Genomic DNA, 24,449 nt, shown 5'->3' on the forward strand with positions numbered 1-24,449 from the left:
GGGACTGCGGTCGGAAGGAATGCGGCTGGAAAACTCAAATGCCGAGCAGGGCGTTCAGCTTGTCCTGCGATTGCCGGACTTCGGCGCGGTCTATCACCGCCACCACCTGGCCGTGCTCGATGACGTAATGGCGGTCGGCCAGGTGCTGGGCAAAGCGGAAGTTCTGCTCGACCAGCACGGTGGTGTAGCCGCGCTCTTTCAATTGCCGGATGACGCGGCCCAGGGACTGCACGATGACGGGGGCCAGGCCTTCGGTGATTTCGTCCAGCAACAACAGGCGGGCGCCGGTGCGCAGGATGCGCGCCATCGCCAGCATCTGCTGTTCGCCGCCCGACAGGCGCGTGCCGGGGCTGTGGGCGCGCTCTTTGAGGTTGGGGAACATCTCGTAGATTTCCTGTACCGACATGCCGTCCGGCCCTACCGAGGGCAGCAGCATGAGGTTTTCCTCGGCGCTCAAGGACGCATAGATGCCGCGCTCTTCAGGGCAATAGCCGATGCCGCGGCGCGCGATCTTGTGGGGCGGCAGGCCGACGGTCTCCTGGCCCTGGATCCTGATGGAACCGCTGCGCCGGCCCACCAGGCCCAGGATGGACTTCAGCGTCGAGCTGCGGCCCGCGCCGTTCCTGCCCAGCAGGGTCACGCATTCGCCCGGCTTCACGTCCAGGTCGATGCCGTGCAGGATGTGCGATTCGCCGTACCAGGCGTGCAGGTTGCGGATCTCCAGCATGCTGGAGCCAGCGGCGGCTTCATTCATCTTCGGCTCCCATGTAGGCCTCGCGCACCGCCGGGTTTTCCGACACGGTCGCGTAGGGGCCTTCGGCCAGGATCTCGCCCCGTTGCAGCACGGTGATCGTGTCGGAGATGTCCGCCACGACTTTCATGTTGTGTTCGACCATGAGGATGGTGCGGCCCGCGGATACCTGCTTGATCAGGTGCTTGACCCGGTCCACGTCTTCCTGGCCCATGCCCTGGGTGGGTTCGTCCAGCAACAGCAGTTCGGGTTCCAGCGCCAGCGTGGTGGCGATCTCCAATGTGCGCTTGCGGCCATAGGGCAGGTCGCCCGCGGCCACGTCCAGGTGCGTGCGCAGGCCGACCTGGTCCAGCAGTTCCTCGACGCGGTGGTGCAGGCTTTCCAGCGTGCGTTCCGAACGCCAGAAGCAATAGTCCACGCCCAGCTTGCGCTGCAAGGCCACGCGCACGTTCTCGCGCACCGACAACTGCGGGAACACGGCCGAGATCTGGAACGAGCGCACGATGCCGCGGCGCGCGGTCTGCGCGGGGCGTTCCTGCGTGATGTCCACGCCGTCGTACAGGATCTCGCCGCGCGTCGGAATGTGGAACTTGGTCAGCAGATTGAAGAAGGTGGTCTTGCCCGCGCCGTTGGGGCCGATGAGCGCGTGGATGGCGCCGCGGCGCACGCTCATGTCGACGTTGTTGACGGCCACGAAGCCGCGGAATTCCTTGCTCAGGCCCCGGGTCTGAAGAATGATGTCGCTTTGCATGATGTCCGTTGGGCTTGCTGGGGACAGGCCCTGGCGCGTCGCGGTCCCGCCACGCGCCAGGAGGTTCGTGCTTCTTCCGGAGCCCGGCCTTACTTCGACTGGTACTGCGCGGGGCGCTTGGCCAGCGAGGCTTGGATGATGGCGGCGCAGCGTTCGCGCTCGGCGCCCACCAGCGGCAGGCGCGGGCGGCGCACGTGCTCGTTGCCCACGCCGGCCAGCGTCTCGGCCAGCTTGATGTTCTGCACCAGCTTGGTCGACACATCCAGGTGCAGGAGCGGCGTGAACCATTGGTACAGCGCCAGCGCTTCCTGCCACTTGCCGGCCTTCATCAGGTCGTACAGGGCCACGGTTTCGCGCGGGAAGGCGGTCACCAGTCCTGCCAGCAGGCCGTCCGCGCCCAGCGCCAGCGCCTCGAACGACAGGTCGTCCACGCCGATGAACAGTTGGTAGCGCGTGCCCAGGGCGTTGCGCAGGTCGGTCAGGCGGCGCACGTCGTCGCTGCTTTCCTTGATGGCGACCAGCCATTTGCAGTCGGCCAGTTCGGCCATGTGCTCGGGCTTGAGGTCGACGCGGTAGGCGACGGGGTTGTTGTAGATCATGCAGGGCTTTTGCGCGGCTTCGGCCATGGTGCGGATGCTCTGCATGGCTTCGCGCGAGTCCGCCACGTAGATCAGCGAGGGCATCAGCATGAAGCCGTCCACGCCCAGTTCCACGGCGGCCTTGATGAAGCGCAGCGCTTCGCGGGTGCTGGTCTCGGACACGTTGGCCAGGACCGGAATGCGGCCGGCGCTGACTTCCACCGCGCAGCGCGTCACTTCCAGCTTTTCTTCCAGGCTCAGGGTGCTGGCTTCGCCCAGCGAGCCGCAGGTGACCAGGCCATGCACGCCGTTGTCGATCAGGAAGCCGAAGTGCTTGCGCATCGCCTCGAAGTCGAGGGTCTCGTCGGCATGGAACTTACTCGTTACGGCAGGGAAGACGCCCTGCCAATGCACGTTACTCAACTGGCTTCTCCTCAAGATGCCGTCGCTTCAATGGCGGAGCGGCGAGCAGGTGCAAAGTCTAATATCTGATAAATATATTTAGAAGATATTTTGATTCGGGGATTTCCCGGGGCGGGTCAACCCGGGGGTAACTAGGGGGATGCATGGCGGACCTCGCCGCCGCGCGTTTTCCCAGAGGGACGGGCAGGAGAGAGGGGACGCGCCGCTGACGGGCGCGTGGGCGAGGTTGCTTCAGGGCCGGCCTTGGCTCAGGCGGCTAGCCGGCCTTGCGCGGATACGCGCGGCTCGCGTCCTGCATGAAGGTCTGCACCGCGGTCTCGTATTGCGCGCCGCTGCGGAAGGCGCCGGAATGCGAGGCGCCTTCGATCTTGACCAGGCGCTTGAGCTCGGGCGCGACGTTGCTGGCGGCGGCGTAGAGCTCGTCGCTCATGGTGTGCGGCACCACGCGGTCGGCGGTGCCGTGCATGAAGAGCATGGGCGTGCGCATGCGCGCCAGCTTTTCCACCGAGGCGAATGGCTGCGTGACGAGCAGGCTGGCGCCCGGCACCTTGCCCCAGCGCAGCGTGGCCAGCATCGCGCCGATGCTGGTGAAGCTGGATTCCACGATCAGGCCGGCGAATGCCGGCTGGTCGGGGCGCGCGGCCAGGTCGATGGCGATGGCGCCGCCCAGGCTGTGGCCGTAGATGAAACGGCGCGACGGATCGGGCTGGATGCGGGCCAGTTCCGCAAGCCCCGCCATCGCGTCTTCCAGCGCGCTGTCCTCGGAAGGCAGGCGCGGGGTCGAGGCGCCGAAGCCGCGGTAGTCGATGGCCAGCACGGAATAGCCCATGCGGGCCCAGCCCTCGATGCGGAAGGCGCTGCCGTTCAGGTTCCAGCGCGCGCCATGCAGGTACAGCACGGTGGGCGCGCCGGCTTTGGGGCTTTGCCAATACCAGGCGCGCACCTTGTCGCCGCCGGCCAGCGTCAGGTCGTAGACCTGGGTCCCGGCGGCGGGTTCGCGCCACCAGGTCTGCGGTTCGGACTGGGGAGAGAAGATGGTCTGGCGCTGCCAGGAATCGAGCTGGGTGCAGCCGACGACGCTGGCGCCGGCCAGGAGGGCAACGGCGAACAGGCGGCGGGGAGAGAGGCGGGGTAGGGCTGGCATGGAATATCTGACCCGGGCGGAGCGGCTGGGTTCCGGCATCAGCATACTTCGGGATGGACTTCCCGCGTCAAGGCCAGCCAGGCTTGGGCGGCGTGCGACAGGTAGCCGCCGCGGCGCCAGACCAGCACCATTTCCCAGTCCGTGCCGGCATCGCGCAATGGCACGCGCGCCACGCCGGCGTGCAGCTCTTCGCGGGCCTTCAGGCGCGGCAGGAAGGCCACGCCCAGGCCGGCGGCCACCAGCGCCACGATGAAATCGATCTGGCCGCTGCGCGCCGCAATGGCAGGGGCAAAGCCCGCCCGCTGGCAGGCGTCGTGGATGATGCGGTTCAGGGCAAAGCCGGTCTCGAACAGGATGAAGGGCGAGTCCCGCAGCTCGCCCAGTCCGACGGTTGCGGCGCCCGCCATGGGATGGTCGGCGGGCATCAGCGCCACCAGCGGCTCGCGCGCCACCGGCTGCCATTCGAAGATATCGGGCACCGGCTTGAGCGAGCCCGCCAGCTCGATCTCGCCGGCCATCACCATTTCTTCCAGGCGGCGGCTGCCGTGTTCCACCAGGCTGATCTCCACTTGCGGATAGCGGCTGCGAAAGCGCGCGAACATCGGCGCGAACAAGGTGCTGCTGCCCAAGGGCGGCAGGCCCAACCGCAGCACGCCGCGCTGGAGCCCCTTCAGTTCGTCGAGTTCGGCGTACAGGTCGTCGCGTTGCGCCAGCATGGCCACGGCGCGGCGGTAGACGATCTCGCCGGCGGCGGTCAGCCGCGGCGGCTGGGCGTGGCGGTCCAGCAAGGGCATGCCCAGCTCGTCTTCCAGCTGGCGCACCGCCTTGCTCACGGTGGGCTGGGTGGCGAAGACGGCCTTGGCCGCCTGGGAGAAACCGCCCTGGCGGACGACCTCGACCAGGGCGCGCAGTGGGCGTAGTTCCATGGTTATGCCTATTTGGAATGAAGTGAATTCAAGGAATTCATTTTATCTATGGGTCGCGCAGGCGTAAAACATCTACTTGCCGCAGGAACCTCCTCCCATGTCTCGCCCACGCCTCGCCATTCTTCTACGCAGCACGCTGCGCCGCAGCCGCGTGCTGCAAATCTGCCTGCTGGTCCTGTTCTCCCTGCTGGGCCAGGCGTTGGCCCAATTGCTGGGCCTGCCCGTGCCGGGCGGCGTCGTTGGCATGGCGCTGGTGCTGCTACTGCTGGCCACGCGCCGCCTGCGGGTGCGCAACGTGCACCGCGGCGCCAGCTGGCTGCTGGGCGAGATGCTGTTGTTCTTCGTGCCCGCCGTCATGTCGCTGCTGGACCATCGCGAATTCCTCGGCCTGCTGGGCTTGAAGCTGCTGGCCGTCATCCTGCTGGGCACGGCCCTGGTGATGACGGGCACGGCACTGACCATCGACCTTTGCTACCGCTGGATGAACCGCCATGCCGGCTGATTTCAACCTGTTGTTCTGGCCCGCCGCGACCGTGCTGGCCTACGTCTGCGCCCGGTTGTTCTACCGGCGCTACGCCTATTGGTGCACCTCGACGCTGGTGGTGGCGCCGGCGCTGCTGCTGGCGCTGGCGATCGCGCTGCACACGGGTTACCGCGATTACATGGCCGGTTCGCACTGGCTGATGGCGATGCTGGGGCCGGTCATCGTGGCCTTCGCGCTGCCCTTGTACGAACAGCGCGCGCTGATCCGCCGTTACTGGCCCGTGCTGGTGGCGGGCGTGGCGGTGGGCAGCCTGATCGCGGGCGCCAGCGCCTGGATGCTGGGCAGCCTGCTAGGCCTGTCGCCGGACCTGCGCTTGAGCCTGCTGCCGCGCTCGGTGGCCACGCCGTTCGCGGTGGCCGTGTCGTCGCACGTGGGCGGCGTGCCGGATCTGACCGCCGTCTTCGTGATCGTTACGGGCGTGTTCGGCGCGGCCCTGGGCCAATTGATGCGGCGCTGGCTGCCGCTGCGCTCGGCGCTGGCGCGCGGCGCGCTGTTCGGCATGGGCGCGCACGGCGCTGGAACGGCCAAGGCCCGCGAACTGGCGGCCGATGAAGGCGCCGTCGCGGGCCTGGTGATGGTGATGGCCGGCTTGTTCAACGTGCTGGTCACGCCCGCCGTGGTCGTGGGGCTGCTGGCTTGAGGGCCGCGTCAGTGCAGCATTTCCAGCGCCACCGGATACAGCGAGGCCACCAGCAGCAGCGCCATGCCCACATTGAAGGCGCGGATCGCCCAGGGCTTGTGCAGCACGCGGCGCAGCGCGGTGCCGAAGGTCACCCAAATGCCGATGCTGGGCAGGTTGACGATGCCGCAGACGATGGTGGCGATGACCAGGTTGGCGAAGAAGCCGTTCTGCGGCGTGTAGGTTGCGATCACGCCCACCGCCATGACCCAGGCCTTGGGGTTGACCCACTGGAAGGCGGCGGCCTGCAGAAAGGTAAAGGGCTTGCCGCGCGCTTCGCCGTCATCCATTTCGCCCGAATTCGCGATCTTCCAGGCCAGGTACAGCAGATAGGCCGCGCCGGCGTACTTCAGCACGGCGTATAGCTGCGGCACCTGCTGGAAGACCGAACCCAGCCCGATGCCCACCAGGAAGATCATGAAGGTGAAGCCCAGGTTCACGCCCAGCAGATGCGGCACGCTGCGGCGGAAACCGAAGTTCAGGCCGGACGAGGCCAGCATCACGTTGTTGGGGCCGGGCGTAATCGAGCTGACCAGCGCGAACATGGCCAGCGGGCCCAGCAGGGACAGGGACATCAGGGGCACGTCGGCCCAGTTGGAGGGGAGCAGATTCATTTTTTGGTCCTGACGATGGCGCGGCGTCCGCCGGCGATAACGGCGATCACGGCAACGGCGAAGACATACGTCGCCGGCTCCACGGATTCGCCAAACAACAATGCGGCCGCCACCACCGTCAGGAACGGCTGCAGCAGCTGCACCTGGCCGACCCGGGCGATGCCGCCCACGGCCAGGCCGCGATACCAGGCAAAAAAGCCCAGGAACATCGAACCCAGCGCCAGATAGGCGCAGGCGTAGATCACCGAGGCGGTAGGCCAACTGGCCTGCTGCGCCGCCATCCAGCCGACGGGCGCCGCCACCACGGGCGCGCTGATCACCAGGGCCCAGCAGATGGTGCGCCCGCCGCCCAGCGTGCGGGAAGCGCGCGCGCCTTCGGCATAGCCCATGCCGCCTAGCACCACGGCCAGCAGCAGCCAGAGATAGCCGGGCTGCAGCGCGCCCTCGCCCTGGCGCAGGGCGTACGCCGTCACCAGGGCGGCGCCCAGTACCGCCCAGGCCCAGAAGGCGGGCGACGGGCGTTCGCCGCTGCGCAGCGCGGCAAAGGCCGCGGTCGACAGGGGCAGCAGCCCATTGAACACCGCGCCCTGCGCAGCGGGCACGGTCTGCATGGCGAGCGACGAGGCCAGCGGCCAGCCCACCACGATGCCCAGCGCGGCCAGGATCACGCCAGGCCACTCCTCGCGGTTCGGCCTGCGGGCGCGCGTCAGCCAGAGCACGGCGATGGCCGGTACCGCCGCCAGCAGCGCGCGGCCCAATCCCACCAGCAGAGGCGTCAGCTCGCCGACCGCAAGACGGGTCATGGGCAGCGTCAGGGAAAAAACCAACACTCCCAGAAAGCCATAGCCGTAGCCCTCCCAAAGCGTGGCGGGCGCGCTCGGGGCGGTCGGATAGAAGGCGGGACGGGTCATCACGGCACCAAGGTTCGGGAACGCCGCGGACATCGCGCCCGCCCGCTATTGCGGGTTTTCGGCATTGCTGTCACTCTACGCATAGTCATCGGTACAGTACCGGTACACTTTTGCATATCACTTTACTTACTGGCCTGGTGAAATCCCCATGACAGTTGCTGCCGCCGCTTCTTCCCCCATGCCCTGGCAACCCGTGCGCCAGGCCGACGCCACCCTGGTGGCGCAGCTGGCCGACGGGCTGGCGCGCCGCATCGACGAACAGGGCCTGCGGCCCGGCACCCGCCTGCCGTCGATCCGCAAAATGGCGGAACAGTCGGGCGTCAGCCGTTTCACCGTGGTCGAAGCCTACGACCGGCTGGTGGCGAGCGGCCTGGTGCAGTCGCGCCGTGGCGCCGGGTTCTTTGTGCGGGCGCGCAGCGGCCAACTGGCCGCGGTGGCCAGCGCGGCGCCCGCGTCGCTTGCGCCGCCTGCCCGGATCGACGTCGCCTGGCTGCTGCGCAGCATGTTCCGCGATACCAATCCCTCGGGCATGCCGGGCGGGGCGGGGCTGCTGCCGGCGGACTGGCTGGATCCCGAGATGGTGGCGGGCGCGGTGCGTGCCGTGGGGCGCTCGGTGCGCGGCCACCTGGTCAGCTATGGGCATCCCCAGGGCTTCGCGCCGCTGCGCCAGCAGATCGCCGCCTTCCTGCAGAACGAGGGCGTCCCGGCGCATCCGGAACACAACCTGCTTACGACCAACGGCGTCACGCACGGACTGGACCTGATCGCGCGGCACCTGGTCAAGCCGGGCGACACCGTACTGGTCGAAGACCCGGCCTGGTTCGTCATCTTCGGCCGGCTGGCCGCCTTCGGCGCGCGCCTGATCGGCGTGCCGCGCGGCCCGGACGGCCCCGACACGGCGCTGCTGGAGCAACTGGCGGCCCAGCACAAACCCAAGCTTTTCATCATCAACGGTTCGGTGCACAACCCCACCGGCCACACGCTGTCGGCCGGCGCCGCCTACGACATCCTGCGCATCGCCGAACGCCACGATTTCCTGGTGGTCGAGGACGACACCTACGGCGAACTGCATCCGGGCGGCGCCATGAAACTGGCCGCGCTGGACCGCCTGAAGCGGGTGATCCTGGTGGGCGGCTATTCCAAGATGCTGGCGGCCAGTCTGCGCGTGGGCTATCTGGCCGCCAATCCCGAGATCCTGCAGAAGCTCGCCGACCTGAAGATGCTGGCCGGCCTGACCTCGCCCGAGTTGGGCGAGCGGGTCATCCACCGCGTGCTGATGGAAGGGCAGTACCGCCGCCACATCGAGCGCGTGCGCCTGCGGGTGGACGACGCCCGCCAGCGCTGCCTGAAAGGCCTGTTGAAACTGGGGCTGACCGTGCACCACGAGCCGCACGCCGGCATGTTCGTGTGGGCCGATTACGGCCGCGATACCGAGGCGCTGGCGCGCGTGGCAGCCGACCACGGCATGCTGCTGGCGCCGGGCACGCTGTTTTCCCCGTCCCAGGCGCCTTCGACCATGCTGCGCTTTTCAGTCACCATCGTGGATCACCGCGGCGTCTGGACCGATCTGGAAAAAATCTTCGCGCAAAACGCCGCGAGCAATCAATAATAGAGAGCTATCCCGTTGAAGCCATTGAAGGAAACGCCATGTCCGCACCCATCAAGCCCCTGACCCAGAATTTTGCCGTCGCGCCCCAGCTCGGCCCGGACGACATGGCGGACGTCGCCGCCGCCGGCTACAAGAGCGTCATCATCAACCGTCCCGATTTCGAAGGCGGTCCGGACCAGCCCACCGCCGCGGACGTGTCCAAGGCCGCCCTGGCCGCCGGCCTGCAGATCGAATACCAGCCCGTGGTCGGCAGCGCCATGACCGCGGCCGACGTGGTGCGTTTCGCCGAGCTGCTGCGCACCCTGCCGGGTCCGGTCCTGGCCTACTGCCGCACCGGCACCCGCTGCACCAATCTGTTTGCCGCCGCCCAGCAGCTGGGCTGAACGCGCGCTTGACGCGCGTCAAGGCGCGCCGGGTTCGGTTGATGTGAACCTGGCGCGTTTCCGGTAGCATGGAGGTACCTCACAAACAGGAGCAGGCAAGATGTTCAAGAAGATCCTGATTCCCACCGACGGTTCCCCGCTCTCGGCCCAAGCCGCCAATGCCGGTATTTGCTTCGCGCGCTCCGTGGGCGCTGAAGTCGTCGCGCTCTACGTGACCCAGCCTTTCGCAGCCACCATCGGCTTCGACGGCATGGCCGCCGCCTACGCCATCACCGACGAAGACTACGAAAAAGCTTCCGCCGAGCAGGCCGACAAGTACCTCAAGCAGATCACCGACCGCGCCGACACCGCCGGCGTGAAGTCCGAGTCGCGCGCCGTGTCGAACTTCAACGTGGCCGACGGCATCGTGCAAGCCGCCGCCGACGCCGGTTGCGACCTGATCTTCATCGGCAGCCACGGCCGCAGCGGCCTGTCGCGCCTGCTGCTGGGCAGCGTCACCGCCAAGGTCCTGTCGCTGGCCAGCACGGCGGTGCTGGTGTACCGCGTCAAGGAAGAAAAGAAGTAGCCTGCACGGATACGCCGCTGTGGGCAGCCCCTGAGGCTCGCCCCAGGCTGGTGCATGGCAAACGAGCCCCTCCTGTCGGAGGGGCTTTTTTTATCCTTGGCCCTTGCAGGGACTAGGCTTGTTTCTTGCCGTGCCGCGCGTAATATTTGTGAATCAGTGCGGGCGCGATTTCGCCATTCTCAAGCACCCTACGCGGCATGGCGCCCGCCGCGGCAAGGCCCGGTCGGGCTTGCCGTCTTCGCCCGGTAGTTCACTGCAAGGGAAGAGGCCATGACTCGCAAGACGCGTATCGAGCTATACCGCAATATCGGCATCAGCGCCCATATCGACGCGGGCAAAACGACGACCACCGAGCGCATCCTCTTCTATACCGGCATCACCCACAAGATCGGCGAAGTGCATGACGGCGCCGCCGTGATGGACTGGATGGAGCAGGAGCAGGAGCGCGGCATCACCATCACGTCGGCCGCCACCACCGCCTTCTGGAAGGGCATGGCGGGCAATTACCCCGAACACCGCATCAATATCATCGACACGCCGGGCCACGTCGACTTCACCATCGAGGTCGAACGCTCCATGCGCGTGCTGGATGGCGCGGTCATGGTCTACGACGCCGTGGGCGGCGTGCAGCCGCAATCCGAAACCGTCTGGCGCCAGGCCAACAAGTACAAGGTGCCGCGCCTGGCCTTCGTCAACAAGATGGACCGCGTCGGCGCGGACTTCCTGCGCGTGCAGCGCCAGATCGCCGAACGCCTGAAGGGCGATGCCGTGCCCATCCAGCTGCCGGTGGGCGCCGAGGATCATTTCGAAGGCGTGATCGACCTGGTCAAGATGAAGGCCATCATCTGGGACGAGGCCAGCCAGGGCGTGCGCTTCGAGTACCGCGACATCCCCGCCGCGATGCAGGCGCAGGCGCAGGAATGGCACGACAAGATGGTGGAGAAGGCCGCGGAAGCCAACGAAACCCTGCTGGAAAAATACCTGTCGGGCGAACCCTTGACCGAGGACGAAATCAAGCAAGGCCTGCGCATGCGCACGGTCGCCAACGAAATCGTGCCCATGCTCTGTGGCAGCGCGTTCAAGAACAAGGGCGTGCAGGCCATGCTGGACGCGGTCATCGATTACATGCCTTCGCCCGTGGATGTGCCCGCCATCAAGGGCCACGACCAGCGCGACCGCGAAATCGAACGCCATCCCACCGACAACGAACCGTTCTCGGCCTTGGCCTTCAAGATCATGACGGACCCGTTTGTCGGCCAACTGGTGTTCTTCCGCGTCTATTCCGGCGTGGTGAAGTCGGGCGACTCGGTCTACAACCCCATCAAGGAAAAGAAGGAAAGGCTGGGCCGCATCCTGCAGATGCACGCCAACGAGCGGCGCGAGATCACCGAGGTCTACGCGGGCGACATCGCGGCGGCGGTGGGCATCAAGGACGTCACCACCGGCGACACACTGACCGATCCCGCCCACATCATCATCCTGGAGCGCATGGTCTTTCCGGAGCCCGTGATTTCCCAGGCCGTGGAGCCCAAGACCAAGGCCGACCAGGAAAAAATGGGCATCGCGCTGGGCCGTCTGGCACAGGAAGACCCGTCCTTCCGCGTGCGCACGGACGAGGAATCCGGGCAGACCATCATTTCCGGCATGGGCGAGCTGCACCTGGAAATCCTGGTCGACCGCATGAAGCGCGAGTTCGGTGTCGAGGCCACGGTGGGCAAGCCCCAGGTCGCGTACCGCGAGACCATCCGCAAGGCCTGCAACGAGGTCGAAGGCAAGTTCGTCAAGCAATCCGGCGGGCGCGGCCAGTACGGCCATGTGGTGCTCAAGCTGGAGCCGCAAGAGCCCGGCAAGGGTTATGAATTCGTCGACGCCATCAAGGGCGGCGTGGTGCCGCGCGAGTTCATTCCAGCCGTCGACAAGGGCATACGCGAGGCGCTGAACGCGGGCATCTTGGCAGGCTATCCCGTGGTGGACGTGAAGGCGACGCTGTTCTTCGGCTCGTACCACGACGTGGACTCGAACGAGAACGCCTTCAAGATGGCGGGCTCGATGGCCTTCAAGGAAGGCATGCGCCGCGCGGATCCGGTGCTGCTGGAACCCATGATGCACGTCGAAGTGGAAACGCCCGAGGACTTCACCGGCAACGTCATGGGCGACCTGTCCTCGCGCCGCGGCATGGTCCAGGGCATGGAGGACATCGCCGGGGGCAGCGGCAAGCTGGTGCGCGCCGAAGTGCCGCTGGCCGAGATGTTCGGCTATTCCACTTCCTTGCGTTCGCTGACCCAGGGGCGTGCGACCTACAGCATGGAGTTCAAGCACTATGCCGAGGCGCCGCGCCAGGTGGCGCAGGAAGTGATGGCGGCCCAGGGCTCGGGCCGCTGAGTCCGTTTCAGGCGGGGGCGGCGGCCGTGGCCGCCGCCGCGCGCATGCGCGACGAGGCCAGCTTCACGCCCAGCAGGATCATCACGAAGCCGTAGGCATGGAACAGCTGCGGGGCCTCGCCCAGCAGCGGCCAGGCCAGCAGCGCGGCATAGACCGGCACCAGGAACATCGACAGGCCCGCCGTGGCCGGTCCGGCCTGGCTGATCAGGCGGCCGTACACGTAGTACGCGCCCAGGCTGGGCACCACCGCCAGGAACAGCAGCACCGCGGCCAGGCGCGGATCGCCCCAGGGCGGCGTGGCGCCGACCGCGGCCTCGATCGCGGCAAACGGCGCCAGCGCCAGCACGCCGCCCAGCATCAGGGTCGCCAGCCGGGCGCTGTCCGGCACCGCGGGCAGGCTCAAGCGCTTTTGCAGCACGGTGTAGAAGGCCCAGCCGGTGGCGGCCAGCAGCACCCAGAGATCGCCTTGGCCGAAATCCAGGCGGGCCAGTGTCTGCGCGTCGCCGCGCGCCAGCACCACCAGCACGCCGCCCAGCGCCAGCGCCAGGCCCGCGCCGCGCAGGGCTGACAGCGGCTTGCGCCAGATGACGGCTTCCAGCAGCGCCACCAGGATGGGGCTGCACGAAAAGATCAGCGCGATATTGGTCGCGCTGGTGTTCTGGGCGCCGATGTACTGCGGCGCCACGGCCACGCCCATGCCCAGCACCGCCAGCGGCGCCAGCGAGGGCAGGGCGCGCCACAGTGTCTTGCGATGCGCGCGCAGGGCGGGCGCGGCCAGCGGCAGCAGGATCAGCAGGGCGATCAGCCAGCGGCCGAAGGCCAGGAAAACAGGGGGAAGGTTGGCGTCGTGGGCCCAGCGGGCCGCCACCATGTTGGAGGCGAAGAGCGCCGGAGCGGCGAAAAGCATGGCGGTGCCGGAAAAGCCCAGGCCGGTTCTTGCGGGTGCTGCTGCTGCGAGAGACATGGTTTCCTGCCGCGCGGATCGGCGCGCGGCGTGCTGCGTTGATACTGCCGGCTTCCGCGTCGGGTTGTGCCGCAGCGTGGACGCCGAAATCGGACGGCCGGGATAGGTGGCCGTCTTGCTGGAAAGTCTACGGGCAGGAAAGCAAAATAGGTTTCCTGATTCACGCCATATTTGGGGAATATGGGAAATATCTATCTAATACAATTAGATTCTTAAGAGATATTCTCCTTTTGCTGCGTCAACCATGTCCACACCCCCCAAAATCGACGAAACCGACCGCAAGATCCTGCGCGCGCTGCGTGCGGACGGACGCCTCACCAACCTGAAGCTGGCCGAGCAGGTGGGCCTGTCGCCCACGCCATGCTGGAACCGGGTCAAGGCGCTGGAAGAGGCGGGCGTGATCGAGGGCTACGCGGCCCTTTTGAACCAGAAGGCGCTGGGCCTGCCGGACACCGTCATGATCGAGGTGACGCTGGAACATCACGACGACGACACGCTGGCGCGCTTCGGCGAAGAGATCACGCGGCTGCCGGAAGTGGTCGAGGCCTTTCTCGTGACGGGCGAATACGACTACCTGATCAAGGTGGCGGTGGCGGGCACCGAAGGCTACGAGGAGTTCCTGCGCAAGCGGCTGTACAAGCTGCGCGGCGTGCGCCACAGCCGTTCCACCTTCGTGTTGCGGCGCCTGAAGCACACGCCTTCGGTCGAGCCCTGAGGCGGGCTGCGGCCGGACAGCGCCGGCGTCAGCCGTTGATGAATGCCTCGATCGCGCCGTTGAAGGCGCGCGGATTGCCCAGGTTCATGCCATGCGACGATCCGGTGATCGTCACGCGCTGCGCTTGCGGCAGCCATTGCGACAGGGCATCCAAAACGGCCGGATAGGGCGCGGGGCTGAGCGCGCCGCCAATCAGCAGGGTCGGCAGCTTCAGCGTGCCGATCTGCGCGCGCGTCAGCGCTTCGGGCTTTTCCTCGGCCTGTCCGAACAGCGTGCCGACGTTGTCGCGCACCATCTCCTTGAACCACGGCACCATGCGGTGCCAGGTGTCGGGTCCGGTCACGGTATCCACGAACAGCGCCAGGCCGTCTTCGATCTCGCCGTCGCGGATGAGCGCCAGCGCGCGCTGGCGAAAGCCCCCGCGCAGGTCGTCGTCGCCGGGCAGCGGCAGGCCAGGATCGGCCAGGGTCAGGCTGCGCAGCGCGCCGGGCTGCTGCAGCGCCGCTTCCAGCGCCACGCGGCCGCCGCGGGAATGGCCCACCAGATGGGCCGGTTCGCCCGCCACGGTATCGATGAATTCCAGCACGTCGCTGGCATGCTGTTCGATGGAAAAGCCGTCCCCCTCGCCGTCCCAGGTCTCGGGCCAGTAGCGGCGCAGGCAGACCGCCAGCACCCGGAACGACTTGCCCAGCGGCGCCATCTGCGACTTCCAATAGCGGCAGTCGGACAGGGAACCATGCACCAGCACCAAGGGCGCGCCGCTGCCGTACTCGGTGTATGACAGGGCGTAGCCGCCGACCAGGGCGGTTTGCAGGGGCAGGACGGGTTCGGAACGCATGGGTGTCGTATGGGGAAAGCCAGGAGCGCATTCTAGCCCGCTGGCGTCGCGCCCCGGCGCTGATAAACTCGTTTTCCGATGCGCTGGCACGGATGCCCGCGCCGATTTCCCAATTCAACGGAGCCGCCCTGATGTCCCCCGAGTCTCTTGCCGCCTTGCCCGAATCCGCCCAACGCGTCGCGCGCCTGCTGCTGGAATTGGGGCATGACAAGCCCGTGGTCGTCCTGCCGCAAACCGGCAAGACTTCGGCGGAAGCGGCGGCGGGGCTAGGCTGCGAGGTCGCGCAGATCGCCAAGTCCATCATCTTCCGGCGCGCCACGGATGACGCGCCGGTGCTGGTCATCGCCAGCGGCGCGAACCGCGTGGACGAGGCCAAGGTGGCCTCGCAGGTGGGCCCGCTGGCCAAGGCGGACGCGAAGTTCGTGCGCGACATGACCGGCTACGCGATCGGCGGTGTTTGCCCCATTGGTCATGCGGTCAAGCCGGTGATGCTGCTGGACGCGGATCTCTTCAACTACGACAGCCTGTGGGCCGCCGCCGGGCACCCGCATGCGGTGTTCAACCTGACGCCGCGGCAACTGGCGGACATGACCGGCGCGCCGGTCGTGGATGTGGCGCTGCGCGCCTGAAATCGCGCCTGCCCGCAATCAGTGCGGGTGCGCTTGCAGTCCATCGATCAGCACCTGCCGCAAACCGCGCGAGCAGGTCTCCACCCGTCCTTCCACCCCGTAGACGGCCGCCAGCGAGGCGGGCGTGATCACGTCCGCCGGCAGGCCCGCCGCGTGCAGCCGGCCGTCATGGATCATGACGACCCGGTCTGCGTGCTGTAGCGCCACGTTCAGGTCATGCAGCACGATGACGCTGATCAGGCCATGCTCCCGGGTTTCCTGCCGCAGCAGTTGCATGACATGGAACTGGTAATTCAGGTCCAGGGCCGACAGCGGTTCGTCCAGGAGCAGCACGCGCGGATGGCGGATCAATGCCTGCGCCAGCCCCACCAGCTGCTTCTGTCCGCCGGATAGCGAATCCAGGTACTGCAAGGCCAGATGGGCGATGCCCAGGCGCTCCAGCAGTCGGTCTATGGCCTGCATGTCCACCGGCGTGCCCAGGCCGTCGCCGGCCTTGGCCGCCACCAGCACGGATTCGAATACCCGCAAGTGCACCGCGGCAGGCAGGCCCTGGGGCAGATAGACCAGGTGCCGCGCGCGTTCGCCGAAGCTCTGGCGCAGCAGGTCGCGGCCGTCCAGGGTGACGTCGCCGGCGCGCGCGCGGACCAGGCCTGCCAGCGCCTTGAGCAAGGTCGACTTGCCGCTGCCGTTGGGGCCGAGCAGGGCGGTGACCTTACCGGCGGGCAGTTCGGGTATCGATAGCCCGTGCAGCACGTCCGCGCGCCCGTAGCCGGCCGTCAAGCCGCGCACGGCAAGCGCGGCTGCGGCTGTGGGTGCCGTGGGGGACTCGGTCATGGCATCTGCCGGCGCAGCACGACCGACGCAAAGAAGGGGATGCCGACCAGGGCGGTCACGATGCCCACCGGCACGATCACGCCCGGCATGAGGTTCTTGGAGGCGATCGACGCCAGCGACAGGATCACCGCGCCGACCAGCGCGCTGCCCGGCAGGAAGAATCGATGGTCCTCGCCAAACAGCCGCCGCGCGATGTGCGGCGCGACCAGGCCGATGAAGCCTATGGTGCCGACAAAGGCCACCGCCAGCGCCGATAGCAGGCTGACCCGGGCCAGCGCCGCGACGCGCACGCGGCGCACGTCCACGCCGAAGCTCGCGGCGCGGTCCTCGCCCAGGCGCAGCGCGGTCAGTTTCCAGGATTGGCGCATGGCCAGCGGCAGCGCCACGGCAAAGGCCGCAGCTAGCACGACGACCGTTGTCCAGCTGGAGCGCGACAGGCTGCCCATGGTCCAGAACACCAGGTTCTGCAGCGCCTCGGCGCTGGCCATGAACTGCACCAGCGACACCAGCGCATTGAAGGTGAACAGCATGGCGATGCCGAACAGCACCACGCCCGAGGTATTCATGCCGCCCCAGCGGGTCACGGCGTCCAGCATCAGCGCCGCCAGCAGCGCGAACAGGAAGGCGTTGCCCGCCACCAGCCAGCCGGCGGGGAGGCCGGGCACGCCCAGCTGCAACACGATGGCCAGCGAGGCGCCAAAGGCCGCGGCGGACGACACGCCCAGCGTGAACGGGCTGGCCAGGGGATTGTTCAGGATCGTCTGCATTTCCGCGCCCGCCATCCCCAGCGCCATGCCGACCAGCGCGGCCATAAGGGCGGAGGGCAGGCGGATGTCCCACACGATCACGCGGGTGGTCGGATCGGCCGAGTCGGGATTGGTGAGCGTGCGCCACAGTTCGCCCCAGGGCAGGCCCGAGGGACCCACCGTGAAGTCGGCCAGCAGCGCAATGAAAAGCGCCGCCAGCAGCAGGGCGATAAGCCCTGCCCGGCGGCGCAGGATGTGCCGGTAAGCGGCAACCGCGCTTGCGGCAGGCGGCATTACTGCAGCAGCTGCAGGCGGCTCTTGGCCGTGCTGGCGGCCGGCGTGGTCGGGTAGTCGCGGACGATGCGCTGCAGCGTGGTCTTGGCGCCGGCGCGGTTGTTCATTTCGATCTGGCTGCCGGCGATGACCAGCAAGGCGTCCGGCGCGCGCGCGTTGTCCGGGGCCTTCTGCACCATGGCGTTCAGCTGTTCGATGGCGCCCTTGAAATCCTTCAGCGCGTAGCGGCTGCTGCCCAGGTAGAACTGGGCGCTGGGCGCGAGCTGGCTGGCGGGATACAGGGCGGTGAAGGCGGCCAGCGATTCGGAGGCTTCCTTGTACTGGCCCTTGCGGAACAGATCGATCGCGCCGTCATAGGCGGCCTGCTCCTGGGCATCGCCAGCGGCGGCTCCCGGCGGATTGGCGCTGCCCGCGGCGCCACCCGGCTTGGCCGAGGGCTGCTGGCGCGACACCAGTTCGAGCTGGTCGCGCAGTTGCGCGACTTCCTGCTGCAAGGCCTGGATCTGGTCGGCCAATTGCAGCTTGGCGCGCTGGCTTTGTTCGTTCTGTTGCTGCACCTGTTGGCGCAAATCCAGGATGGCCCGGCGGGCTTCATCATCGGAAAAAGCGTGGGCGGGCACCGCAAGGGTCGCAAACACCAAGCCGGTGGCCGCAATCAGAGGACGCAGGGACAGAACGTTATCGCGCATGAAAATTCCCGGGGTATAAAAGCAAACGTCGGGACGGCCGGTTGACCGTCCCGACGCGTGGTAGGGCTCTAGACTATACGAAAAAGCTTAGCGGCGATAAACGATATCGGCGCGGCGGTTTTCCGCAAAGTCGGCTTCCGACGTGCCCGTCGACTTCGGCTTTTCTTTACCGAAGCTGATGGTTTCGATCTGGTTGTCGCTGACGCCCAGCAGGGTCATCATGCGGCGCACAGCGTCGGCACGGCGCTGGCCCAGGGCCAGGTTGTATTCAGCGCCGCCGCGTTCGTCGGTGTTGCCTTCGATCTTGATGGTCTGCTGCTGATGCGAGGCCAGGTACTTGGCGTGGGTTTCGACCAAGCTGCGGTACTGGTCCGACACCGTGTAGCTGTCGAAGTCAAAGTACACCGAGCGCTGTTGCGCCAGGATGCTTTGGGGGTTGAAGGGATCAAGGATCTGGCCAGAGGCCGAGGATCCTTGGCCAGCGCCTCCGCCCTGACCCGCTTTATCGTCGAGAGGGACGGAGCTGCAAGCTGCCAGGGTGGCAGCCAGAGCGGCGATGGTTAGGCTTTTGGCAATGCGCGACTTCATGATAGTTCCTTTGCAAAGAGAGTCACACGTGTTATCGGGTAAATGGGCCCCAAGTCGGTTCACGTATTTCCCCATTCAGTACCGAAAGCGTCTGCCGTACGCGGCCATCGCTCGAGACACCAGCAAGCACGCTACGGCCATTTTGGATGGCGGCGTAAAGGACTTGCATTCCATTCGGCGCAAAACTCGGGGACTGATCGTCACGACCATCAGTCAACAAGGTCTCGGAGCCTGAGGACAGGTTCAACGATGCGATTCGAAACGCGCCGTCGCGTCTTGCAACGTACAGTAGCGTCGATCCATCGGGGGAAATTCGGGGTGATATGTTGTAACCACCATTAAACGTGAGGCGGCGTGCTTCGCCACCACTCGAGCCGGTCTGGTAGATCTGCGGCCCGCCGCTGCGGTCACTCGTAAAGATAATGGAAGCACCGTCTGGCGTAAAGCTCGGTTCGGTGTCAATCCCGGGAGAACGCGTAACTCGGGTCGGATTCGAGCCGTCGGTCGCGCCAACGATGTAAATTTGCGACAAACCATCGCGGGTCAGAGCCACCGCCAGCTTGCTGCCATCGGGCGACCAGCCCGGGGCGCTGTTGTTGCCCTTGAAGTTGGCAACAGGCGAACGGGCGCTGGTTGCCAGATTGTGCACGTAGACGACAGGTTTGCCGGATTCGAAGCTCACATAGGCGAGCTTGCTGCCATCGGGCGACCAGGACGGCGAAATGATGGGCTCGCGCGAACGCAGGGCGACCTGGGGGTTCTGCCCGTCGGCGTCCGCCACCTGCAGTTCATAGGTGGCGCCCTTCTTCAGCACGTACGCGATACGGGTCGAGAAGACGCCCTTAACGCCGGTGATCTTCTCGTAAATGCGGTCGGCGATCTGGTGCGCCACACGGCGCAGTTCCTGCTCGGTGCCCGAGAACGCCACGCCGTCCAGCTGGCCCTTCTTGACCGTGTCGGCCAGGCGGTAGCGGACGTCGTAGCGGCCGTCGGCGCCGCGCACGATGCTGCCGTAGGCGATGAAATCGGCACCCTTGCCGCGCCAGTCGTCATGGGCGATGGGGGAGTCCACGTTCAGGCCGGAACCGGCGGCGTTGATCAGGCGGAACTGGCCCGTGCGGGTCAGGTCGGCGCGGATGACTTCGGCCAGGGCGCGGCCATGGGTGTCGTCGACCGCGAAGTCGGCGATGGCCACGGGGTATTGGGTGGCGCCGGTACCGGAAATATCGACGCGCAGCTGCGCATGGGCGGGCTTGATGGCCATCAGGCAGGCCAGGGTCAGCATCAGCAGCCCGAGTCCATACGATCGCCAGAGAGCGAGGGGGGGTACTCGTCGGCTATAAGCGGGAGTCATATTCATCAATCTCCTGTCAATCATACATTCTGTACACAACGTCAATAATGGGTTCGTAGCGGCCCGTCGAGGGCTTCGGGAAGGGGTTGCAACGGCGGATGCCCGTCTCGACCGCGCGGTCGAAGCCGACATTGCCCGAAGAACTGGTCAAGGTAACGCCATTGACCTTCCCGTCGGAACCTAACTGTACCCGGTATTGTGCCGTGGGATTTTCCGATCCGCTGCGGGCCGGGGGCGGATAAGCCACCCCGGGTTGTACGCAGGCGCGGACCTTGGCGCCATAGCCGCTGTCGCGTCCGCCGCCCGCCTGATTGCGGTCGGCCGTGCCGCCAGGGATGCCGGCGGCGCCCAGGGCGTCGTTGCGGAAGGCATCCTTCAGCGCCTTGTCGGCGGCGGCCTTCTTGGCGGCTTCTTCCTTGGCCTTCTTCTCGGCCGCGGCTTTTTTCTCGGCGGCAGCCTTCTCGGCGGCAGCCTTTTCAGCCTTTTCCTCCGCAGCCTTGTCGGCGGCGGCCTTTTCAGCAGCGGCCTTTTCCGCCGCGGCCTTCTTGGCGGCGTCGTCCTTGGCCTTCTTCTCGGCGGCAGCCTTGTCGGCGGCGGCTTTCTCGGCGGCCTTTTCGGCAGCAGCCTTTTCAGCAGCCTGGCGTTCCTGCTCCAGGCGCTTCTTTTCCTTCAGCTCGGCCTGCTTGCGCTCTTCGTCGAGGCGCGCCTTTTCCTTGGCGGCTTCGGCGGCCTGGCGCGCCTTTTCCTCTTGCTCGCGCTTTTTCTTGGCTTCCTGCAGCGCGATCTCGGGGTCGACTTCCTCGGTCTTGGGCTGGGCCTGGGGCTCCGGCTCGGGCTTGGGGGGCGGCGGCGGGGGAGGCTCGGGCGCCTTTTCAGGCTCCGGCTTCGGTTCCGGCTTGGGCTGAGGCTTTGGGGGTTCGGGTTGCGGCGTGGGCGGCGGAGAGACGGGCGAATTGCCGTCTGCCCAGAGCTGCACCTGCACGGGGCCGGGGCTCTCCGAGCGCCAGTTCACGCCAAAGATCAAGACGATCAGCAGCAGCACGTGCACGGCCACGGCCAGGATCAATGCCTTCCGGTTGTCGTGGTTGGGCGGGGTGGCCGGGGGGCCGCTGCGGTGTCGGATTATGGGTGGCGTCATGAGCGTTGCATGCCGGCGGCGCCGGCGGAAGGCGTCGCGTTAGCGTTTTTTCGCGGGTGCGGGCTGGGAAGCGCCGGCGGACTGGTCCACCAGCAGGCCCAGGCGGGTGATGCCGCTGGTGCGAAGTTCATCCATGACCTTCACGACCGTCTCGTAGGGCACCTTGCCGTCGGCGGCGATGACCACCGGGGTTTCCGCGGTAATGCGCGAACGCACTTGCGCCACCAGCTCGGGGCGCGCGATGTCCTGCATGGTGGCGCCGGGTTCGCGCACGCGCAGGGCGATCTTGCCGTCTTCCGAAATCTGGACTTCCAGCGGCTTGACCGGCACGTCGGAGGCCGCGCCCACCGAAGGCAGCTGGATCAGGCCGGGCGTGATGAGAGGGGCGGTCACCATGAAGATGACCAGCAGCACCAGCATCACGTCGATGTACGGCACCACGTTGATGTCGGCCTTCATGCGGCGGCCGGACCTGCCGCGTGAGCTTACCGAAGGCATTAGCGTACCTGCCGTTGCAGAATGTTCAGGAATTCATCGACGAAGCTGTCGAAACGGATCGAGATGCGATCGATGTCGTTCGTGAAGCGGTTGTAGGCGACCACGGCGGGAATTGCCGCGAACAGGCCGATGGCGGTGGCGATCAGCGCTTCCGCGATACCGGGAGCCACCGAGGCCAGCGTGGCCTGCTGCATGTTCGACAGGCCGATGAAGGCGTGCATGATCCCCCAGACCGTGCCCAGCAGGCCGATGTAGGGAGACACGGAACCGGCCGAGGCCAGGAAGTTCAGGTGCGATTCCAGCGAATCCATCTCACGCTGGTAGGCGGCGCGCATGGCGCGGCGCGGGCCGTCCAGCAGCGCGGTGGCATCGCCGGAGGCATTGCCGCGGCGGGCCTTCAGGAATTCGGTCATGCCGGCATCGAAGATGCGGGCCAGCGCGCCTTGCTCATCGCGGCGCGAGGCGACAGCCTGCTGCAGCATGGACAGGTCGCCGCCAGACCAGAAATCGTCTTCGAAGCGGCGGGTCTGGGCATGGGCCCGCTTGATCGCCAGCCGCTTGGCGAAGATGTAGGTCCAGGACATGATCGAAATGCCCAACAGCATCAACATGATCAGCTGGACCGGCACGCTGGCGTGCGAAATCAGCGAAAGCAACGACATGTCGTTGGTGACTTGCATGGTTATTCCTGAATGAATTCCAGTTTGGCGCGAACGTCAGCCGGCAACTCCGCCGGCCGCATGTGAATGGCATCGACGCAGCAGACTTGGATGTTGCCTTCGGCAAGCAGTTCCCCGTCGCGTTCCGCGCGTTGCGCGAAGTGTATCGAAGCGCGGCCCAGTCGTGTGACTCGGCTGCGTATGGTAAGCAAATCGTCCAGCCTGGCCGGCTTGCGGTAGGACATGTCCAGGGAGCGGACAACGAACAGGCGTTGTTCGCTGACTGCCAGATTGGACTGGTTGACCCCCAGGTCGCGCAGCCACTCGGTGCGTGCGCGCTCCAGGAATTTCAAGTAATTGGCGTAGAAAACCACTCCGCCTGCATCCGTGTCCTCGTAGTAGACACGGACCTGCAGGACGGATTCGGCGGACTTCGGATCGGTCACGATGAATAGGAAAGGGCGGTCGGGACGCGAAAAGTCCGTAGTTACTATAAGGTTTACAGCGTGTCGAGTTTCGTCAGCACGGCTTCAAGCGCGGACTCTACCGGAATCTTGGCCGCTTCGGTTTCCCGACGGGCCTGCAATTCCACCACACCATCGTTCAAGCCGCGTTCTCCAACTGTTACACGCAGCGGCGCGCCGATCAGCTCCCATTCAGCAAACATCACGCCCGGGCGGGCATCGCGGTCGTCCAGGATGACGTCCACGCCGCGCGCCAGGAGCGATTCGTAGAGCTTTTGCGCGGTGTCACGCACGGTTTCACTTTTGCCCCAGCCGACCGGGCAGATTACCACCTCGAAGGGGGCGATCGCGCGCGGCCAGATGATGCCGCGGGCGTCGTGGTTCTGTTCGATGGCTGCGCCCACGATGCGGGTCACGCCGATGCCGTAGCAGCCCATTTCCAGGACGGCGGGTTTGCCGGTCTCGTCCAGGAAGGTGGCCTTGAGCGCTTCGGAGTACTTCTTGCCCAGGTAGAAGACATGGCCCACTTCGATGCCGCGCTGGATCGACAGGGTGCCCTTGCCGTCCGGCGAGGGGTCGCCGGCGACCACGTTGCGCAGGTCGGCCACCAGTTCGGGCTCGGGCAGGTCGCGGCCCCAGTTCACGCCCTGGATGTGGAAGTCTTCCTTGTTCGCGCCGCAGACGAAATCGGCCATGTTGGCCACGGTGCGATCGGCGATGACGTGCACGGGGCGGACGGTCTTGACCGGGCCCAGGTAGCCGGGCTTGGAGCCGAAGGCCTCGACGATCTCGGTCTCCGTGGCGAAACGGAAGCCGGCCAGGCCGGGCAGCTTGCCGGCCTTGATTTCATTGAGTTCGTGGTCGCCGCGCAGCAGCAGCAGCCAGATGTCGGCGCCTTTCTCGCCGTCCGTGGCCAGCACGATGGACTTGATCGTGCGCTCCAGCGGCAGGCCCAGCAGCTTGGCCACGTCCTCGCACTTGGCGGCGCCCGGCGTGGCCACGTCGGCCATGGCCTGCGCGGGTTCGGCGCGGGTCGGGTACAGGCCGGGGGCCTCGGCCAGCTCCATGTTGGCGGCGTAGTCCGAGTCGGCGTTGTAGACCAGCAGGTCTTCGCCGGTGTCGGCGATCACCTGGAATTCGTGGCTGCGGGTGCCGCCGATCGAGCCCGTATCAGCGGCCACGGCACGGAATTCCAGGCCCAGGCGGCCGAAAATGCGCATGTAGGCGTTGAACATGGTGTCGTAGCTGGCCTGCGCGCCGGCCTCGTCGCGGTCGAAGGAATAGGCGTCCTTCATGGTGAATTCGCGTCCGCGCATCAGGCCGAAGCGCGGACGGCGTTCGTCCCGGAACTTGGTCTGGATGTGATAGAAGTTCACCGGCAGCTGGCGATAGCTGTGGATCTCGTTGCGGGCGATGTCCGTGATGACTTCCTCGGACGTGGGCTGCAGCACGAAATCGCGCTGGTGCCGGTCCTTGATGCGCAGCAGCTCGGCGCCGTACTGCTCCCAGCGGCCCGACTCCTGCCAGAGCTCGGCCGGCTGGACCACCGGCATCAGCAGCTCGATCGCGCCCGCGGCGTTCATCTCGTCGCGGACGATGGCCTCGACCTTGCGGATGACTTTCAGCCCCAGGGGCATGTAGGTGTAGATGCCGCCCGCGAGCTTGCGGATCATCCCGGCCCGGGTCATCAGCTGGTGGCTGGCGACTTCGGCTTCGGAAGGGGCTTCTTTGAGGGTGTTGATGTGGTAGTTGGATGCGCGCATGTTTAAAGGTGGCAGC

The 24,449-nt window shown here is 66.6% G+C and carries 27 protein-coding genes; 8 read left to right on the plus strand and 19 right to left on the minus strand.

All coding sequences use genetic code 11. From position 1 onward, the window contains the following. Positions 1-34 precede the first annotated feature (34 nt). The 5 genes from BRO63_RS02175 to BRO63_RS02195 all read right to left on the minus strand — a co-directional run bounded on the left by BRO63_RS02175 (position 35) and on the right by BRO63_RS02195 (position 4,573). Positions 35-754: an ABC transporter ATP-binding protein gene (locus tag BRO63_RS02175; RefSeq protein WP_088138337.1), complete on the minus strand. Its 720-nt coding sequence runs from the start codon at positions 752-754 to the stop codon at positions 35-37. Further along, positions 747-1,502 carry an ABC transporter ATP-binding protein gene (locus BRO63_RS02180; protein WP_088138338.1) on the minus strand — a complete coding sequence of 252 codons (756 nt, stop codon included), beginning with the start codon at positions 1,500-1,502 and terminating at the stop codon, positions 747-749. Before BRO63_RS02180 ends, BRO63_RS02175 begins: the two co-directional genes overlap by 8 nt. An 89-nt stretch (positions 1,503-1,591) precedes the next feature. Beyond that, entirely contained in the window at positions 1,592-2,503 is a 912-nt protein-coding gene (locus BRO63_RS02185) for a dihydrodipicolinate synthase family protein (RefSeq protein WP_088138339.1), read from the minus strand. A gap of 256 nt (positions 2,504-2,759) precedes the next feature. Continuing rightward, a complete protein-coding gene (locus BRO63_RS02190; protein ID WP_088138340.1) occupies positions 2,760-3,647 on the minus strand; it encodes an alpha/beta hydrolase in 888 nt (295 codons plus the stop codon). 38 nt (positions 3,648-3,685) lie between these two features. Next, the gene (locus BRO63_RS02195) at positions 3,686-4,573 is read right to left on the minus strand and encodes a LysR family transcriptional regulator (protein WP_088138341.1); all 888 of its coding nucleotides are present in this window, start codon (positions 4,571-4,573) and stop codon (positions 3,686-3,688) included. A 97-nt stretch (positions 4,574-4,670) separates the two neighbouring features. Here BRO63_RS02195 and BRO63_RS02200 point away from each other — a divergent pair, with 97 nt between their 5' ends. Both BRO63_RS02200 and BRO63_RS02205 read left to right on the plus strand, forming a co-directional pair. Then, positions 4,671-5,075, plus strand: a complete 405-nt coding sequence (locus BRO63_RS02200; RefSeq protein ID WP_088138342.1) for a CidA/LrgA family protein — start codon at positions 4,671-4,673, stop codon at positions 5,073-5,075. Beyond that, the gene (locus tag BRO63_RS02205; RefSeq protein ID WP_088138343.1) at positions 5,065-5,757 is read left to right on the plus strand and encodes an LrgB family protein; all 693 of its coding nucleotides are present in this window, start codon (positions 5,065-5,067) and stop codon (positions 5,755-5,757) included. The genes BRO63_RS02200 and BRO63_RS02205 overlap by 11 nt, the downstream gene beginning before the upstream one ends. Before the next feature lie 8 nt (positions 5,758-5,765). On the opposite strand, the gene BRO63_RS02210 is transcribed toward BRO63_RS02205, so the two are convergent. Together BRO63_RS02210 and BRO63_RS02215 are read right to left on the minus strand one after the other, a co-directional pair. Then, entirely contained in the window at positions 5,766-6,410 is a 645-nt protein-coding gene (locus tag BRO63_RS02210; RefSeq protein ID WP_088138344.1) for a LysE family translocator, read from the minus strand. Next, positions 6,407-7,321 carry a DMT family transporter gene (locus BRO63_RS02215; protein WP_088138374.1) on the minus strand — a complete coding sequence of 305 codons (915 nt, stop codon included), beginning with the start codon at positions 7,319-7,321 and terminating at the stop codon, positions 6,407-6,409. Before BRO63_RS02215 ends, BRO63_RS02210 begins: the two co-directional genes overlap by 4 nt. Positions 7,322-7,514: 193 nt before the next feature. Here BRO63_RS02215 and BRO63_RS02220 point away from each other — a divergent pair, with 193 nt between their 5' ends. The 4 genes from BRO63_RS02220 (at position 7,515) to fusA (ending at position 12,260) form a co-directional block, all read left to right on the plus strand. After that, complete coding sequence (locus tag BRO63_RS02220) at positions 7,515-8,930, plus strand: aminotransferase-like domain-containing protein (RefSeq protein ID WP_088138375.1); 1,416 nt, start codon at positions 7,515-7,517, stop codon at positions 8,928-8,930. Between the two features lie 38 nt (positions 8,931-8,968). Further along, a complete protein-coding gene (locus tag BRO63_RS02225) occupies positions 8,969-9,313 on the plus strand; it encodes a TIGR01244 family sulfur transferase (RefSeq protein WP_042796377.1) in 345 nt (114 codons plus the stop codon). A 100-nt stretch (positions 9,314-9,413) separates the two neighbouring features. Beyond that, positions 9,414-9,878 carry a universal stress protein gene (locus BRO63_RS02230; RefSeq protein WP_013391481.1) on the plus strand — a complete coding sequence of 155 codons (465 nt, stop codon included), beginning with the start codon at positions 9,414-9,416 and terminating at the stop codon, positions 9,876-9,878. 270 nt (positions 9,879-10,148) lie between these two features. After that, a complete protein-coding gene (fusA, locus tag BRO63_RS02235; RefSeq protein ID WP_088138345.1) occupies positions 10,149-12,260 on the plus strand; it encodes an elongation factor G in 2,112 nt (703 codons plus the stop codon). A 7-nt stretch (positions 12,261-12,267) separates the two neighbouring features. Here the strand turns inward: fusA and BRO63_RS02240 are convergent, their stop codons facing one another. Beyond that, positions 12,268-13,224 carry a DMT family transporter gene (locus BRO63_RS02240; protein ID WP_256943225.1) on the minus strand — a complete coding sequence of 319 codons (957 nt, stop codon included), beginning with the start codon at positions 13,222-13,224 and terminating at the stop codon, positions 12,268-12,270. Between the two features lie 244 nt (positions 13,225-13,468). Between BRO63_RS02240 and BRO63_RS02245 the strand changes: the two genes are divergently transcribed. Continuing rightward, the gene (locus BRO63_RS02245; protein WP_088138347.1) at positions 13,469-13,939 is read left to right on the plus strand and encodes an Lrp/AsnC family transcriptional regulator; all 471 of its coding nucleotides are present in this window, start codon (positions 13,469-13,471) and stop codon (positions 13,937-13,939) included. 28 nt (positions 13,940-13,967) lie between these two features. Here the strand turns inward: BRO63_RS02245 and BRO63_RS02250 are convergent, their stop codons facing one another. After that, a complete protein-coding gene (locus tag BRO63_RS02250; RefSeq protein WP_088138348.1) occupies positions 13,968-14,777 on the minus strand; it encodes an alpha/beta fold hydrolase in 810 nt (269 codons plus the stop codon). Between the two features lie 131 nt (positions 14,778-14,908). Between BRO63_RS02250 and BRO63_RS02255 the strand changes: the two genes are divergently transcribed. Next, the gene (locus tag BRO63_RS02255; protein WP_088138376.1) at positions 14,909-15,406 is read left to right on the plus strand and encodes a YbaK/EbsC family protein; all 498 of its coding nucleotides are present in this window, start codon (positions 14,909-14,911) and stop codon (positions 15,404-15,406) included. A gap of 18 nt (positions 15,407-15,424) precedes the next feature. Here the strand turns inward: BRO63_RS02255 and BRO63_RS02260 are convergent, their stop codons facing one another. The 10 genes from BRO63_RS02260 to BRO63_RS02305 form a co-directional block, all read right to left on the minus strand. Continuing rightward, entirely contained in the window at positions 15,425-16,240 is an 816-nt protein-coding gene (locus BRO63_RS02260; RefSeq protein ID WP_088138349.1) for an ABC transporter ATP-binding protein, read from the minus strand. Continuing rightward, on the minus strand, positions 16,237-17,280 hold the full coding sequence (locus BRO63_RS02265; protein WP_088138350.1) for a FecCD family ABC transporter permease: 1,044 nt from the start codon (positions 17,278-17,280) through the stop codon (positions 16,237-16,239). Before BRO63_RS02265 ends, BRO63_RS02260 begins: the two co-directional genes overlap by 4 nt. Further along, on the minus strand, positions 17,280-17,969 hold the full coding sequence (gene ybgF / locus BRO63_RS02270; RefSeq protein ID WP_088138351.1) for a tol-pal system protein YbgF: 690 nt from the start codon (positions 17,967-17,969) through the stop codon (positions 17,280-17,282). The genes BRO63_RS02265 and ybgF overlap by 1 nt, the downstream gene beginning before the upstream one ends. Positions 17,970-18,056: 87 nt before the next feature. Further along, complete coding sequence (pal, locus tag BRO63_RS02275) at positions 18,057-18,557, minus strand: peptidoglycan-associated lipoprotein Pal (RefSeq protein WP_088138352.1); 501 nt, start codon at positions 18,555-18,557, stop codon at positions 18,057-18,059. Between the two features lie 31 nt (positions 18,558-18,588). Continuing rightward, positions 18,589-19,911: a Tol-Pal system beta propeller repeat protein TolB gene (tolB, locus tag BRO63_RS02280; protein WP_179215022.1), complete on the minus strand. Its 1,323-nt coding sequence runs from the start codon at positions 19,909-19,911 to the stop codon at positions 18,589-18,591. Positions 19,912-19,927: 16 nt separating this feature from the next. Continuing rightward, complete coding sequence (gene tolA, locus BRO63_RS02285; RefSeq protein ID WP_088138354.1) at positions 19,928-21,049, minus strand: cell envelope integrity protein TolA; 1,122 nt, start codon at positions 21,047-21,049, stop codon at positions 19,928-19,930. 39 nt (positions 21,050-21,088) lie between these two features. Beyond that, the gene (locus BRO63_RS02290) at positions 21,089-21,547 is read right to left on the minus strand and encodes an ExbD/TolR family protein (RefSeq protein ID WP_054458509.1); all 459 of its coding nucleotides are present in this window, start codon (positions 21,545-21,547) and stop codon (positions 21,089-21,091) included. Continuing rightward, on the minus strand, positions 21,547-22,227 hold the full coding sequence (tolQ, locus tag BRO63_RS02295) for a protein TolQ (RefSeq protein WP_054458511.1): 681 nt from the start codon (positions 22,225-22,227) through the stop codon (positions 21,547-21,549). The genes BRO63_RS02290 and tolQ overlap by 1 nt, the downstream gene beginning before the upstream one ends. A 2-nt stretch (positions 22,228-22,229) precedes the next feature. Continuing rightward, positions 22,230-22,652, minus strand: a complete 423-nt coding sequence (gene ybgC, locus BRO63_RS02300) for a tol-pal system-associated acyl-CoA thioesterase (protein ID WP_088138355.1) — start codon at positions 22,650-22,652, stop codon at positions 22,230-22,232. A 53-nt stretch (positions 22,653-22,705) separates the two neighbouring features. Further along, entirely contained in the window at positions 22,706-24,433 is a 1,728-nt protein-coding gene (locus tag BRO63_RS02305) for a proline--tRNA ligase (protein ID WP_088138356.1), read from the minus strand. Between the last annotated feature and the right edge of the window lie 16 nt (positions 24,434-24,449).

Origin of the sequence: Achromobacter xylosoxidans (assembly GCF_002192695.1) — a bacterium.
GTDB classification, from domain to species: Bacteria; Pseudomonadota; Gammaproteobacteria; order Burkholderiales; family Burkholderiaceae_B; genus Achromobacter; species Achromobacter xylosoxidans_C.

What these genes read in the sequence shown, in the direction of transcription:
- BRO63_RS02175 (WP_088138337.1), bottom strand. Translation starts at nt 754, where the DNA reads ATGAATGAAGCCGCCGCTGGCTCCAGCATGCTGGAGATCCGCAACCTG.
- BRO63_RS02180 (WP_088138338.1), bottom strand. Translation starts at nt 1,502, where the DNA reads ATGCAAAGCGACATCATTCTTCAGACCCGGGGCCTGAGCAAGGAATTC.
- BRO63_RS02190 (WP_088138340.1), bottom strand. Translation starts at nt 3,647, where the DNA reads ATGCCAGCCCTACCCCGCCTCTCTCCCCGCCGCCTGTTCGCCGTTGCC.
- BRO63_RS02195 (WP_088138341.1), bottom strand. Translation starts at nt 4,573, where the DNA reads ATGGAACTACGCCCACTGCGCGCCCTGGTCGAGGTCGTCCGCCAGGGC.
- BRO63_RS02200 (WP_088138342.1), top strand. Translation starts at nt 4,671, where the DNA reads ATGTCTCGCCCACGCCTCGCCATTCTTCTACGCAGCACGCTGCGCCGC.
- BRO63_RS02205 (WP_088138343.1), top strand. Translation starts at nt 5,065, where the DNA reads ATGCCGGCTGATTTCAACCTGTTGTTCTGGCCCGCCGCGACCGTGCTG.
- BRO63_RS02210 (WP_088138344.1), bottom strand. Translation starts at nt 6,410, where the DNA reads ATGAATCTGCTCCCCTCCAACTGGGCCGACGTGCCCCTGATGTCCCTG.
- BRO63_RS02215 (WP_088138374.1), bottom strand. Translation starts at nt 7,321, where the DNA reads ATGACCCGTCCCGCCTTCTATCCGACCGCCCCGAGCGCGCCCGCCACG.
- BRO63_RS02225 (WP_042796377.1), top strand. Translation starts at nt 8,969, where the DNA reads ATGTCCGCACCCATCAAGCCCCTGACCCAGAATTTTGCCGTCGCGCCC.
- BRO63_RS02230 (WP_013391481.1), top strand. Translation starts at nt 9,414, where the DNA reads ATGTTCAAGAAGATCCTGATTCCCACCGACGGTTCCCCGCTCTCGGCC.
- fusA (WP_088138345.1), top strand. Translation starts at nt 10,149, where the DNA reads ATGACTCGCAAGACGCGTATCGAGCTATACCGCAATATCGGCATCAGC.
- BRO63_RS02240 (WP_256943225.1), bottom strand. Translation starts at nt 13,224, where the DNA reads ATGTCTCTCGCAGCAGCAGCACCCGCAAGAACCGGCCTGGGCTTTTCC.
- BRO63_RS02245 (WP_088138347.1), top strand. Translation starts at nt 13,469, where the DNA reads ATGTCCACACCCCCCAAAATCGACGAAACCGACCGCAAGATCCTGCGC.
- BRO63_RS02250 (WP_088138348.1), bottom strand. Translation starts at nt 14,777, where the DNA reads ATGCGTTCCGAACCCGTCCTGCCCCTGCAAACCGCCCTGGTCGGCGGC.
- BRO63_RS02255 (WP_088138376.1), top strand. Translation starts at nt 14,909, where the DNA reads ATGTCCCCCGAGTCTCTTGCCGCCTTGCCCGAATCCGCCCAACGCGTC.
- BRO63_RS02260 (WP_088138349.1), bottom strand. Translation starts at nt 16,240, where the DNA reads ATGACCGAGTCCCCCACGGCACCCACAGCCGCAGCCGCGCTTGCCGTG.
- BRO63_RS02265 (WP_088138350.1), bottom strand. Translation starts at nt 17,280, where the DNA reads ATGCCGCCTGCCGCAAGCGCGGTTGCCGCTTACCGGCACATCCTGCGC.
- ybgF (WP_088138351.1), bottom strand. Translation starts at nt 17,969, where the DNA reads ATGCGCGATAACGTTCTGTCCCTGCGTCCTCTGATTGCGGCCACCGGC.
- pal (WP_088138352.1), bottom strand. Translation starts at nt 18,557, where the DNA reads ATGAAGTCGCGCATTGCCAAAAGCCTAACCATCGCCGCTCTGGCTGCC.
- tolB (WP_179215022.1), bottom strand. Translation starts at nt 19,911, where the DNA reads ATGACTCCCGCTTATAGCCGACGAGTACCCCCCCTCGCTCTCTGGCGA.
- tolA (WP_088138354.1), bottom strand. Translation starts at nt 21,049, where the DNA reads ATGACGCCACCCATAATCCGACACCGCAGCGGCCCCCCGGCCACCCCG.
- BRO63_RS02290 (WP_054458509.1), bottom strand. Translation starts at nt 21,547, where the DNA reads ATGCCTTCGGTAAGCTCACGCGGCAGGTCCGGCCGCCGCATGAAGGCC.
- tolQ (WP_054458511.1), bottom strand. Translation starts at nt 22,227, where the DNA reads ATGCAAGTCACCAACGACATGTCGTTGCTTTCGCTGATTTCGCACGCC.
- BRO63_RS02305 (WP_088138356.1), bottom strand. Translation starts at nt 24,433, where the DNA reads ATGCGCGCATCCAACTACCACATCAACACCCTCAAAGAAGCCCCTTCC.